The sequence below is a fragment of the Nocardiopsis listeri genome, from assembly GCF_020741345.1.
Classification (GTDB): Bacteria; Actinomycetota; Actinomycetes; order Streptosporangiales; family Streptosporangiaceae; genus Nocardiopsis; species Nocardiopsis listeri_A.
In genome coordinates, this window is the sequence record NZ_DYZD01000467.1 from 1 (window position 1) to 12,872 (window position 12,872).

Genomic DNA, 12,872 nt, shown 5'->3' on the forward strand with positions numbered 1-12,872 from the left:
CGGGGAGGGCGAGACCTCCGAACGCTGGGCTGTGGGACCCCCGATCCCCCAGGTGGCAAGGCGGACGCTCTTGCTCGAACCCCCCCGAACCACTGCGGGTCGGTATCGATCCCGGGTTGCCGGAACACCACGCTCGCGGTATCCGGCGGGCACCGAACCGGGCCCCGGAAGCGGTGGGCCGGCTCAGGGCCGAGGAACCGGCCGGAGGGTCGGCGGTCCGGGATCCGGGCCAGGCCATCGGCGCGATGGTCGGTTTCGGGCTCTTCCTCCTCCACTTTCGGTATCGACACCGGAGTAGGGCGGACCAGGCCGCGGCGTCGATCGATCCTCGGGTGACGATCGGATTCTTCGAGGGATCGTTCGTGGCGGACGCGATGCTCGATGACGGGGACCGGGCACGGCTGGGCCGGATCCAACGCGTGTCCGAAGCGCTCCTGGAGCAGGGTCACGACCTGAGATGGGTGACCGAAACGGAGCGGAGTACGGCGGTGAGGCTCCCGGCCCTCACTCTGGACCGGGCGAGGGCCGAGCGTTGCCCACACGAGGGTGGGCGGGAGCGGCGAAGCGCGGAGACGTCGGTGAACGAGACCTGCGTGGACGGATGGATCCGCTACCTGGAGGAAGCCGTCGGGGTCAGGCCGGGACCGGGGAGGCCAGGGTGAAGGCGCGCGGCCCGGGGCCGTGTTCACGCAGGTGCGAGGACCGCTCGACCGCTTCCAGCAGGGTGACGTTCGCGCCCGCGTCGGACCACCACAGGGTGCGTTCCACGGTGGGGAAGGACCCACTGTCCCTCCGGTAGGCGAGCAGGTCGGGGTGGGCCTCCTCCACGAAGGCGCGCAGTTCGGTGGGCCCCCGCCACAACCGGACCAGGTGCACGCGATCCATTTCGTGGTGGAATTGGACCTCTCCCAGATGGCCCGAGTGGTCCTTGGCTCGGTTCCGGAGCGCGTGGGCGAGAGTGGCCAGGTGAGCGTGGTCGCCCTGGATCACGTGGTGCTCGACCAGCGTCGTGTGCGGGCTCGGAACATGCGGGCGGGGGTGTCGGGGAGCGGTGGCGTGGCGATGACGAAGCAGGGTGCTCATGAGGACTCTCCTTCAAGTGGACCCTGTGATCGGGGCCACTTTGGCTCTGGTGGATCCACGAACTTGATGCCATTGTCGGAAGAACAGGCCACGATGGCGAGATCCAATGGAGTGGAAAATGGACCTTGTTCGGCGGACCGATGAGCTCGTGGGTCTTCTCGGATCCTGGACGAGCGGGTCGGGCGCCCTCTACAGGCGACTGTCCGAAGCCCTGAAAGACCTGGTCGAGCAGGGTTCGCTCGCCCCCGGGGAACGCCTGCCGTCCGAACGGGCGTTGGCCACCGCGCTGCGGGTGAGTCGCACCACAGTGGTGGCCGCCTACGACCACCTGCGTGAGGAAGGGACCCTGGAGAGCCGCCAAGGCAGCGGGACCCGCATCAACAGTGCCCTGCCCCGGGTGCTTTCGGACGGGTGGAACGCCGGCGGGAACGGCAACCCCGTCTACGGCACGTTGCTGCGCACCGATGACTCGCTCATCTCCGCCTCCTGTCTGCGTACCCCCGCCCTGGACGGGGTCGAACGCGCCGTCCGCGAGGTCGTGGCCCAGGACCTGCCCTCGCTGATGGCGGAGAGCACCTACCACCCGCGCGGCCTGCCCGCCCTGCGCGAGGCGATCTGTCGTTACTACGAACGCCAGGGTCTGCCCACCCACCCCGACCAGATCGTCGTCACCACCGGTGCCCACCAGGCGGTGTCCCTGGTCGCCCAGCTCTACCTGCGGCGGGGGACCAAGGTGGTGGCGGAGGACCCGAGCTTCGCCGGGTGCCTGGACCTCATGCGCGACCGCGAGGCCGAGATCATCCCGGTCCCCCTCGATGACCAGGGCATCGATCCGAACGGGGTGCGGCGCGCGATCGCCGAGCACCACCCGCACCTGATGTACCTCATGCCCTCGTACCACAACCCGACCGGCGTGATGATGTCCGCGGCCCGTCGCCGGGAGCTGGGCGAGTTGTCCGCGCGTTCGGGGGTGCCGGTCCTGGAGGACAGCGCCTACACCGGCATCCGCGCCGAGGACGAACCCCCGCCGCTGGCCGCCTTCGCCCCGCGCGGAGCGGAGGTCATCACCGTCGACTCGCTGTCCAAGGTGGCCTGGGCCGGGCTGCGTGTGGGGTGGCTGCGCGCTCCGGCCGAGATGGCACTGAGACTGAGTCGCCGTAAGGTCCTCGCGGACCTGGCGGGCCCGCTGCTGGACCAGGCGGTCGGCGTGCGCCTGATGGACGACTACGAGGCACTGGCCCACGACCGTTCGGAGACCCTGCGCGAGGCCATGGCCCACATGGAGGAGATGCTGCGGCGGGACCTGCCCGGTTGGGAGTGGCGTGCCCCCGACGGTGGGGCGGCGCTGTGGGTGCGGCTGCCCGGTGTGGCCGCACGGACCTTCACGCAGGTGGCGCTCTCGCACGAGGTCGCCCTGGTGCCCGGGCCGGTGATGTCGGCGTCGGGCGGCGAGTGCCACGAGGAGTACTTCCGGCTTCCGGTGTCCTTCGACCACGCCACCCGGGAGGAGATGGTGTGGCGGCTGGCTCGTGCCTGGCGCGAACTGGACCGGCACGGTCCGATGGTCGGTCACCCGGACACCCTGGTCGTCTGAGGACGACGACCCCGATCACCACCCCGGACGGGGAGGAGGGCGGCACCGACCGGTGCCGCCCTCCGCCGTTCGAACGCACGAGGACGTTCGTTCGAGGTGCTAGCCCAGACGGGTCTTGCGGGCCTCGGTGAATCGCTGCTGGACGTCGGCCCAGTTGACGACGTTCCAGAACGCCTTGACGTAGTCCGCCTTCACGTTCTTGTACTGGAGGTAGAAGGCGTGCTCCCACATGTCCAGCATGAGCAGCGGCTGCGTGCCGATGGCGATGTTGCCCTGCTGGTCGAACAGCTGCTCGATGATCAAACGCTCACCCAGGGCGTCCCAGGCCAGGATGGCCCAGCCCGAACCCTGGATGCCCAGAGCCGCGGCGTTGAAGTGCCCGCGGAAGGCGTCGAAGGACCCGAACTGGTCGTCGATGGCCGCGCCCAGCTCGCCCTCGGGCTTGTCGCCACCGTCCGGGGACAGGTTCTTCCAGAACACGGAGTGGTTGACGTGGCCGCCCAGGTTGAACGCGAGGTTCTTCTGGAGCTGGTTCACCGTCCCGAAGTCGCCGGCCTCGCGGGCCTCGGCCATCTTCTCCAGGGTCGTGTTGGCGCCCGCGACGTAGTTGGCGTGGTGCTTGTCGTGGTGCAGCTCCATGATCTGACCGGAGATCCACGGCTCGAGGGCCGCGTAGTCGTAGGGCAGCTCGGGGAGCGTGTACGGCGCAGACATACTCTGACGCACCTTTCCAGTGACGATATTCGTCGTGTTCTTACCAGCGATGAGATCGCTAACCAGCAAGCTATCAGCAGCGGAAGCGAGACCCCGATGTCAGCTTGTGGACACGACCGGCCGGGAATAAAACCGGGCCGGGCCTTCGTTGCCGCGCCGGTCCTGAGGCGACCCCACGCTCCTCATCCTCCCTGCCCGCCACAGGGGTCCCGTGAACCCCGTGAGCCCGACGAATCCTCCCGTCGGATCCGCCGGGGTCGTCCCCTTTGTCAGGAACCCTCCGCCTTTTCGATCTCGGGCGATTCGGCCCGGTCCCGCTACCCTGACCCGCGTGCCCCCGAACCGCGAGTGAACGTTGACCGCAGGTTCTCCCTCCATTCACCGTGCCGGCATCGGCCCGGGGCAGAATTCGTCGTCGAATTCGAATGGCCATACCCGCGAAGCCTCGTTCGGTGAAACACGCTTCCTAAACTTCCGAGGCCGTCTACGCATATGAGTGAGACCACGACCGGGATTCCCACCCCCGGTGACCCCCGCATCCCCGCGGTCATCGATACTCGTCGGGCCGTCCGGACCGGAGGCGGTTTCCGCCCCGAGATCGAAGGACTGCGCGCCGTCGCCGTGCTCCTGGTCGCGGTCTACCACGTCTGGTTCGGTCGGGTCTCCGGTGGCGTGGACGTGTTCCTGCTGCTCACAGGCTTCCTCATCACGGGTTCCCTGGTGCGCGCCGTCGAACGCGACGGTCGGGTCCGGTTCGTCGCCTTCTGGGCCCGGTTGGCCAAGCGCCTGGTGCCCTCGGCCGCGGTGGTCCTGCTCGCCGGCATGGCCGCCATGTACGTGTGGCTGCCCGGCTCGCGCTGGGAGGGCCTCCTGGTGGAGGTGCGCGCCGCCGCGCTCTACCACGAGAACTGGACCCTGGCCCACAACGCGGTCGACTACCTGGCCCGTGAGGCGGCGGCCGGTCCGCTCCAGCACTTCTGGTCGCTGTCCATCCAGGGGCAGTTCTACCTGTTGTGGCCGGTGCTGGTCACCATCGCCGCGTTCATGGCCACCCGGGTGGGGCTACCGCTGCGCCGGAGCCTCCTTGTACTGGTCACGGCGTTGTTCGCCCTCTCCCTGAGCTACTCGGTGTACATCACCGCCCATGACCAGGCCTGGGCCTACTTCGACACCGGCGCCCGTTTGTGGGAGCTGTCCCTGGGCGCGATCCTCGCCCTGGTCGTCACGGAGTTGCGCCCGCCCACCCGGGTCAGGGTGTTCCTCGGCTGGTTCGGGTTGGTGGCGCTGGTCTCCTGCGGGTTGCTCCTCCAGGTCTCCACGCTCTTTCCCGGGTACGTCGCGCTGTGGCCGACCGGAGCGGCCCTGATGGTCATCGTGGCCGGCGGCACCGGCAGCAGGTTCGGGGCCGACCGACTGCTCACCTGGCGGCCGCTGATGTCGGTGGGGCGCCTCTCCTACGCGTTGTACCTGTGGCACTGGCCGATCCTGGTCTGTTACCTGGAGGTGACCGGGCGGCAGACGGCCACGCTGTTGGGAGGAGCCGCGGTTCTGGGCGCCTCGTTCGTGCTGGCCTGGATCACCCATCGGGCGGTGGAGGGCGGGGTCGATCGCCTCACCCGGCCGGAGCACCGCCGCACGTCCGGCTGGTCGGTCATGGTCGCCGTGCTCTTCCTGGTCCCGGTCCTGGCCGTCTCGCAGCTGTGGTCGCAGCGGCTGGAGGGGGAACGCGTGGAGCGGGTACAGGAGGTCATCGAACCGGAGACCTACCCGGGCGCGCGGGTGGTCGCCGAGCCCGACCTGCTGACCGTGCTGCCCGAGGCACCGGTACGCCCGGCCCCGGCGGACGCCCAGGAAGACCTGTCCTCCCACCACCAGGAGGGCTGCCACTCCACTCTGGTCTCGGAGGAACCGGTGGTCTGTGATCGGGGCCCCGCCGACGCCGAGCACACGTTGGCGCTGGTGGGAGCGTCGCGCACCGCCCACTGGTACCCGGCGGTGGAGAAGGTCGCGGCCGAGCACGGGTGGCGGCTGGTGTCGTTCACCAAGAGCGGCTGTCCGTTCGGTCTGGCCACCGCCACCAAGGACGGGGAGGTCTTCCAGGAGTGCGAGACCTGGAAGGCCAAGGCGCTGGCCGAGCTGGAGGAGCTGAACCCCGACGCGGTGCTGCTGTCCTCGACGAGGGCGTTCGCCGATCGTGAGGTGGTCCAAGAGGGCTACACGGAGATGTGGTGGCACCTGAACGACCTGGGTATCGACGTGATCGGGCTTCGCGACCTGCCCCGACTGCCCTACCGCGGCGCTGAGTGCCTGGAGTCCACGGACGCGGTGGAGTGCACCAGCCCCGCCGCGATCAGCCTGGACGAGGTCGACCCGGCCGCGAGGCTGGAGGACTTGCCGCCCAACGTCACCCTGCTGGACCTGACCGAACACGTGTGCCCGGACGGCGCCTGTGACGCGGTCGTGGGCAACGTGCTGGTGTACTGGGACCACTCGCACATCACCGCCACCTACGCGGCCACCCTCACCCCGGCGGTGGAGAGCGCCCTGCTGGAGGCCACGGGTTGGTGACCCGGGTCCCGTCGCGACGGCCCCGCCCGGATGACACCCCAGGGTGTTCCGGGCGGGGTTCGTACCGTTCCGACGGTTTTCCGTGGCACTTCGGAATCCCATTCCAGAAATTCCGGACACGATTTGGTGATATCGGGGTGATCGTCCGGTGAACTGCCGGGTAATTGACGACCTCCCGGGTTTCGGATACGCATATTCGGAACCCCCGGACTCTTTCAAGGCGTTAATGTCGAAGAAGCAAGGTGTCTTTCCCCGCCGATGCGGTACCGAACGGTTCCGTGTGCTGATCCGTGCGACGGTCGCCGCACCCCTTTCGCGGAGGTAACCCCCATGAGCTCCCTCAAGAACAGAATCCGTCGACTCCTGCCCGTGGTCGGGCTCATCGGTCTGGTCGCGGTCGCGACCCCGGTCGCCCTGGGCGTCCTGGGACTGGTGACCTGGGGCGAGGCCGTCCTGGCCGTCACGGTCCTGTTCCTGGGCGTCGCGGTGTGCGGCCTCGCCGTGAATCTGCGGAGCCTGCGCCGATCGGTACTGGAACTGGCCACGTCGGTCGGCACCCGGACCGGTCAGGTCACCGAACTCTTCGGGCAGGACCGACTGGAACTGTCCCGCTCTCTCGACGGGGTGCGCGCCGAGGTCAAGGAACTGCGGGACGGCGCCCTGCCCCGGGCGATCCACAAGATCACCCGTGCGGGCGTGCGGAGCGGACGCGACGACTACGAGCAGCAGGTCGCCTGGACCGAGCTGCGCGAGTACCTGGACGTGGCCCCGTTCATGCCGCCGTTGCGCGGTTGGGCCGCCTCCCCCGACGTACTGCGGGTGTTGGTCCGCATCATCGACCGGGACCGTCCCGAACTCGTGGTGGAGTGCGGCAGCGGTTCCTCCAGCGTGTGGATCGGCTACGCCCTGCGCAAGGCGGGGGCCGGTCGACTGGTCGCGATCGAACACGACGCCCGCTACGCCGAGCTCAGCCGCGCCCTGGTGGCCGCACACGCTCTGGAGGACATCGTCGAGGTCCGTCACGCGCCGCTCACCCCGGTGCCCGCGGAACTGGCCGACGGCGTGTCCGCCGAGGTGCCCTGGTACGACACCGGGGCCCTGAGCGACCTCAAGGGCGTCGGACTGGTCTTCGTGGACGGCCCTCCCGCGGCCACCGGACCGGAGGCCCGCCACCCGGCCCTCCCCGCGCTCCTGCCCTCCTGCGCCGACTCCGCCGTGTTCGTCCTCGACGACGCCGACCGTGACGAGGAACGATCCTTGGGCGACCGTTGGCTGGCCGCGCATCCCGAGCTGATCCGCGTCGAGGAGCCCACCGAGAAGGGGGCACACGTCTTCACCCGCACCCCCTGACCCTCCGAGCGTCCCCCGCGCCCCCCACGCCCGATTCGCAGCAGAACCGAGAAGGTCACCGATGATCACCACCGTCCTCCGGCAGGCCCTGCGCGCCCGTGGCGAAGAGCCCGCCGTGCTCTGCCACAGCGGGGCCGACACACTCAGGGAGGTGTCCGGGCCACCCCTGCGGCCCGGGGACCTGCTCGTGGATCTGGGCGCCCATCCTCTGGGCGAGCCGCTCCGGATCGACTCCGTCGAGGGGGAGGAGGCGGAACCCGTCGCCGGGCTGGTGGCCCTGGTCGCCGCCACACCCACCGACCTGAACCGGGCTCTGACCGCCGCCGTGCACCTGCCCCGGGCCGTGCACGTGGTGGTCGCGCTCTTGGACACCCCCGGCCACCAGGACCCGCCGGTCCCCGCGGGTCCGGGTATGGGCCAATGGCGTGACCTGCAGGAACTGCGGGTTCGTCGGATGGGCAAGCGCGGTTGGGTGTGCGAGCTGTTCTTCCCCAACGCGGTCGATGCCGCCCAGGTCCTCGACTCCGTCCTGCACGGCACCCGAGGTCGCCGCCGCGGACCGGCGGTGGCGCCCCTGGCCGCCCTCAACGGCCCCGAGTCCTCGTTGTGGCGGCCCGGCGACACCGGCGCGCACGGCGTGGACGAGGCAGGCCCCGTCCCACTGCGCCGGGTCACCCCCGTCGCCGACCTGGCCCTGCGCGTGCACCAGGGCGCGGACCCGGAATGGAACGAGGAGACCGTCCCGGTGCTGGACCGCGCACCCACGACGGCCGACGCCTGGGAGGGCCTCACCGGACCCGACGGGCGAGGCCGTGCCGAGCAGGTCGTCGCCGCGCAGCGCCCGACCGCCCGGGTCGCCCTCGGGCCCGCGCACCTGGTGGCGCCGATCGACGAGACCACCGTCAACCCGACCGGGTTCTCCAAGGCCGAGAAGGGGCCCCTGGGCCACCTCACCGCGCGCGGGGACCGGGCCGTCATCCGTGAGGGGAACAACGACCTGGTCGTCGTGGCGGCCGACGGCACCGTCACCGACGTCGACCTGACCCGTCTGCGCCACCTGCGCGGGGTGAGCGTCGACTGGTCCGGACACGCCGGCCCCTCGGCGGCGGTCCGCGCGGTGGCCTCCCTGGCCGCCGGGGGTGTACCCCTGGTCGCCGGCCCCGTGCCCTCCTGGGCCGTCGGTCTCGGCGCACCGCTGACCGAACTCCTGGCCGGGGCCACCGACGCCGACCTCACCGACCGGTTGGCCCGTGAGGAGCACAGCATCCGGCTGCGCCGGGCAGCCCTGTACACACACGGTCTGCGCTCACGCTGGCGCGCCCTCGGCGCGCAGGCCGGGATCCCGCTGCCGCCTGCGCCCCGGATCTCGGTCATCCTGTGCACCCGACGCCCCGAGATGGTCGGCTTCGCGCTGGCCCAGATCGCCCGGCAGCGCGGGGTCGAGTTGGAGACCGTGCTGACGCTGCACGGGTTCGGCGCCGACCGGCCCGAGGTGGCCTCGGCGATCGAGGCCTACCGCGACACCGGTCTGGCGATCACCGTGCACGAGGCCCGCGCCGACCGGATCTTCGGGGCGGTGCTCAACGACTCCGTGGCCCGCGCCTCCGGTGACCTCATCGCCAAGTGGGACGACGACGACTGGTACGGGCCCGAACACCTGGCCGACCTCGTGCTCGCCCGGACCTACTCCGGGGCCGAACTGGTCGGCACCGGACAGGACTTCGTCTACCTCCAGGAGGTGGACCTCATGGTGTGGCGCAGCCGCGAGTCCGAGACCGCCACCCGGTTCATCGCCGGCGGCACCATCCTCACCGACCGCGTGGTGTTGGAGGAGGCCGGTGGCTTCCGGCCACTGCCGCGCGCCATCGACACCCAACTGCTCATCGCCGTGTCCCGGGGCGGGGGGCGTATCCACCGCACCCACGGGCTCGGGTACGTGCTGCGCCGCACCGGCGGCGGACACACCTGGTCCGAGGACATGGCCTACTTCCTGCACAACTACGCACGACAGTGGTCCGGCTGGCGTCCGAGCGTCCTGCTCGAAGGCGAGCCTCTTCCGCTGGGTGGACCCACCGAGGTCCACGAGGAGCCGGTCATGGCCACGACGAACCCGGGGGAACAACCTTGACCAGTACCGAAGAGCGCTCGATCGCCACGATCACCGAGCCGACCGTGACGACGACGGACACCGTGCCCGTGCTGCCGCGCGGGGCCGTGGACCTGTCCGCGCAGCCTCGCGTCCACCGCAACGACCACTCACCGGTGGACGTCCCCGAACTGGGGGAGTGGACGCCGACGTTGTCGGTGAGCGTGGTGATCCCGGCCTACGGTGGGGCGGACAAGCTCGCCCTGGTGCTGGCGTCGTTGGCGGCGCAGAGCTACCCGGCGCACCTCATGGAGGTGATCGTGGTGGACGACGGCAGCCCCGAACCGCTCACCCTGCCGCCGGTCCGCCCGGAGAACACCCGGATCATCCCCTCGGCCCCCGGCGGGTGGGGGTCGGCGCACGGCGTCAACACCGGCGTCGCCGCGTCCTCGGGTCAGGTGATCCTGCGGTTGGACTCGGACATGCTCGTCTACCGCGAGCACGTGGAGTCCCAGATGCGCTGGCACCACCGGATCGACTACGGAGCCGTCCTCGGGCACAAGCTGTTCGTCGACTTCGACCCCACCGCCTTGACCGCCGCACACGTGCGCGAGGAGGTCGCGGCCGGCCGCGCGGATCGGCTCTTCGACAAGGAGACCGCCGACCCGCACTGGATCGAGCGGCAGATCGACCGGCACGACCGACTGCGCACCGCCGGACGTTTGGCCTACAAGGTGTTCATCGGCGCCTCGGGCTCGTTGCACCGAGAGTTGTTCGACGCCGCGGGCGGACTCGACGCCGAGCTCGTCCTGGGCGGCGACACCGAGTTCGCCTACCGGGTCGCCCAGCGCGGCGCGGTGTTCGTGCCCGACCTGGACACCAGCAGCTGGCACCTGGGGCGCACCCAGATGCAGACCCGTCGCGACGCCGGCACCCGCTACCGGATGCCGTACGTGTCCAACCGGGTGCCCGACTTCCACCTGCGCCGCAGGCGTCCGGACCGCCAGTGGGAGGTGCCGCTGGCGGACGTGGTCGTGGACACCACCGACAAGACCCTGGAGGAGGTCGACACGACCGCCTCCTCGTTGCTGGCCGGTACCACCCCCGACCTGAGACTGTGGCTGGTGGGCCCGTGGACGCGGCTGCACGACGACCGCCGCGCCCCCTTGGACGAAGAGCTCCTCGACACCCGCCTGATCCACGAGACCTTCCGTGGCGATCCCCGGGTGAGGTTCGCGGGGACGCCGCCGCGGACCGACCCGCGCGTGCCGCACCGCCTGTACCTGCCGGCCGGGCCCACCCTGACCGAGACGGCCGTGGCCGACCTGGTCAAGGAGATCGACAAGTTGGGTTGCGGGCTGCTGTGCGCGCCCCTGCCCGGCGCCGCCCGGGCGAGTGACGGGGTGCTGCGCCTGGAGCGCGCCTCCGCGTTCGCCCGCGCGCTCCACCTGGAGCCCGAGGCCACCGGCAAGGAGCTGGACCAGGTGATCGAACAGACCCACGGCACCCACTGGATGCCGGCGGAGCGCTTCGTCGTCGTGGTGGAGGAGGGGACAGAGCAGGCCTCGCAGCCGAGCGTGGAGGTCCTCCAGCAGCGTTTGGAGAAGGCGTTGGTCGACGCCGACCGGCAGCGGGCGCGCGCCCGGCGGGCCGAACGCAAGCTGCGCTGGTTCACGCCGGGGCTGGGACAACGGGTGTTGCGCCGTATCGCGCGCTGAGACCGGGTCGGGGCGGGCGCGTCGGTCGTGCCCGCCCCGCCTTGGCGCCGTGTTCGCTCCGGCGACACACCGTTCGCGATAGTCACACACGGTGATCAATGTGGCACGCTGGGTTCGACCCGTCTTCACGGGCCTCACCTGCCCGCTACGCCCAAGGTTGCCCGATGATCACCTCAGTCGTCCGTCAGGCCCTACGCATCCGCGGTGAAGAACCCGCCGTTCTCTGCCACACCGGTGACCCGACGACGACCAGGCGTGAACTGGCCACGCTTCGACTGCGCCCCGGCGACCGCCTGATCGACCTGGACGCACACCGAATGGGTGACCTGGTGCCGGTCTCGGACGTCGAGAACGAGAGGGGCGGGCCAGAGGAGGGCGCCGGGACCGCCGGACTGGTCGCGGTGGTGGCCGCCAGCCTGACCGACCTGCGCCGCGTTCTGACCACGGCCACCGCGCTGCCGCGCACCGTGCACCTGGTCGTCTTCGTGGTCGACACCCCGGGCCACCAGGGCCCGCTCCTGCCCTCGCCACCCGGCATCGACGAGTGGAACGACCTCCTCGAAGCCCGAGTGCGCCGGATGGGCAAGCGCGGCTGGGTGTGCGAACTGTTCTTCCCCAACTCCGTCGAGACGGCCCTGGCCCTGGACTGCGTCATGCACGGCGTTCGTGGGGGTCGACGTGGCCGGCGCCCCGTGCCACTGGCCGGACTCCACGGAAACGAGGGGGCCCTGTGGCGGCCCGGCGACATCGCCGCCACCGGGGTCAGCGCCACCGGCCCGGTTCCGTTGCGCCGGGTCTCGCCCAGGTCCGACCTCGTCCTGCGCACGGACGAGGTGGGGCTGCCCGAGTGGGAGGACCCCGTCGTCCCCCACCTGGACATCCCGGCGACCACGGGCCGTACCTGGTCCGCCATCGCGAGGGCCGTCCCACCGAGGGCGGAGGAGATCGATCCGCACCGGGTCCCACCCGTCGACGAGTACATCGTCAACCCCATCGGCTTCACCAAGAAGGCCGGCGGTCCCATGGGAGACCTCACCGCTCACGGCGACCGCGCCGTCATCCTGGAAGGCAGGAAGGTGCTGTGCGTCCTGCCGGAGGACGGCACCGTCACCGACCTCGACATCGGCAGGCTCCGGTACCTGCGCGGGATCCGGATCGACTGGTGCGGACACTCCGGCCCGCTCGCCGCGGTGCGCGCGGTGGCCTCCCTGGCCGCAGCCGGTGTGCCCCTGCTCGGTCGGCCCGTCCCGAGCTGGGCGGCCGACCTCGGAGATCCGCTCATGGAACTGCTCGCCGCGGTGGAGGAGAGGGAACTCGCCGACCCCCTCACCCGCGAGGAGCACAGCGTCCGGCTGCGCCGCGCGGCACTGGGCACCCACTCACAATCGGTCCGCTGGCGTGCGCTGGCCGCCCGGTCCGGTGTCCCGGTGCCACCCGAACCCCTGGTCACGGTGCTGCTCTGCACCCGTAGGCCGGAACTGGTGGGCTTCGCGCTGGCCCAGATCGCCCGTCAACGGGGTGTGCGCTTCGAGTTGGTCCTGGCCATGCACGGGTTCACCGCCGACGTGCCCATGGTGCGGTCGGCGCTGCGCGAGTTCGAGGCCACCGGAATCCCGCTCACCGTCCACGAGGCCCCCGCCGACCAGGTGTTCGGCGCCGTCCTCAACGACGCCGTGGACCGTGCCTCGGGGACGGTCATCGCCAAGTGGGACGACGACGACTGGTACGGCCCCGACCACCTCACCGACATGCTCATGGC

General features: G+C 70.7%; 8 protein-coding genes. 6 read left to right on the forward strand and 2 right to left on the reverse strand.

The annotated features are described in order from the left end of the window. Positions 1 to 633: 633 nt before the first annotated feature. A complete protein-coding gene (locus K8V84_RS25365; RefSeq protein WP_304079359.1) occupies positions 634 to 1,083 on the reverse strand; it encodes a DUF3291 domain-containing protein in 450 nt (149 codons plus the stop codon). A gap of 118 nt (positions 1,084 to 1,201) precedes the next feature. Between K8V84_RS25365 and K8V84_RS25370 the strand changes: the two genes are divergently transcribed. Further along, positions 1,202 to 2,677: a PLP-dependent aminotransferase family protein gene (locus K8V84_RS25370; RefSeq protein ID WP_304079366.1), complete on the forward strand. Its 1,476-nt coding sequence runs from the start codon at positions 1,202 to 1,204 to the stop codon at positions 2,675 to 2,677. 99 nt (positions 2,678 to 2,776) lie between these two features. On the opposite strand, the gene K8V84_RS25375 is transcribed toward K8V84_RS25370, so the two are convergent. After that, a complete protein-coding gene (locus K8V84_RS25375) occupies positions 2,777 to 3,391 on the reverse strand; it encodes a superoxide dismutase (protein WP_304079367.1) in 615 nt (204 codons plus the stop codon). A 492-nt stretch (positions 3,392 to 3,883) separates the two neighbouring features. Between K8V84_RS25375 and K8V84_RS25380 the strand changes: the two genes are divergently transcribed. The 5 genes from K8V84_RS25380 to K8V84_RS25400 all read left to right on the forward strand — a co-directional run. Next, a complete protein-coding gene (locus K8V84_RS25380; protein WP_304079368.1) occupies positions 3,884 to 5,959 on the forward strand; it encodes an acyltransferase family protein in 2,076 nt (691 codons plus the stop codon). 330 nt (positions 5,960 to 6,289) lie between these two features. Next, a complete protein-coding gene (locus K8V84_RS25385; protein ID WP_304079371.1) occupies positions 6,290 to 7,309 on the forward strand; it encodes a class I SAM-dependent methyltransferase in 1,020 nt (339 codons plus the stop codon). 61 nt (positions 7,310 to 7,370) lie between these two features. Continuing rightward, positions 7,371 to 9,437, forward strand: coding sequence for a glycosyltransferase family 2 protein (locus K8V84_RS25390; RefSeq protein WP_304079372.1), 2,067 nt, complete (start codon positions 7,371 to 7,373; stop codon positions 9,435 to 9,437). A gap of 44 nt (positions 9,438 to 9,481) precedes the next feature. Further along, positions 9,482 to 11,113 (forward strand): glycosyltransferase family 2 protein, encoded by a 1,632-nt coding sequence (locus tag K8V84_RS25395; RefSeq protein WP_304079375.1) that lies wholly within the window; start codon positions 9,482 to 9,484, stop codon positions 11,111 to 11,113. Between the two features lie 164 nt (positions 11,114 to 11,277). Then, positions 11,278 to 12,872 (forward strand): glycosyltransferase family 2 protein (locus tag K8V84_RS25400; protein ID WP_304079374.1); only part of this gene is annotated, 1,595 nt, incomplete at its 3' end.

Coding starts and splice junctions, on each gene's coding strand:
- K8V84_RS25370 (WP_304079366.1), top strand. CDS start 1,202: ATGGACCTTGTTCGGCGGACCGATGAGCTCGTGGGTCTTCTCGGATCC.
- K8V84_RS25365 (WP_304079359.1), bottom strand. CDS start 1,083: ATGAGCACCCTGCTTCGTCATCGCCACGCCACCGCTCCCCGACACCCC.
- K8V84_RS25390 (WP_304079372.1), top strand. CDS start 7,371: ATGATCACCACCGTCCTCCGGCAGGCCCTGCGCGCCCGTGGCGAAGAG.
- K8V84_RS25375 (WP_304079367.1), bottom strand. CDS start 3,391: ATGTCTGCGCCGTACACGCTCCCCGAGCTGCCCTACGACTACGCGGCC.
- K8V84_RS25380 (WP_304079368.1), top strand. CDS start 3,884: ATGAGTGAGACCACGACCGGGATTCCCACCCCCGGTGACCCCCGCATC.
- K8V84_RS25385 (WP_304079371.1), top strand. CDS start 6,290: ATGAGCTCCCTCAAGAACAGAATCCGTCGACTCCTGCCCGTGGTCGGG.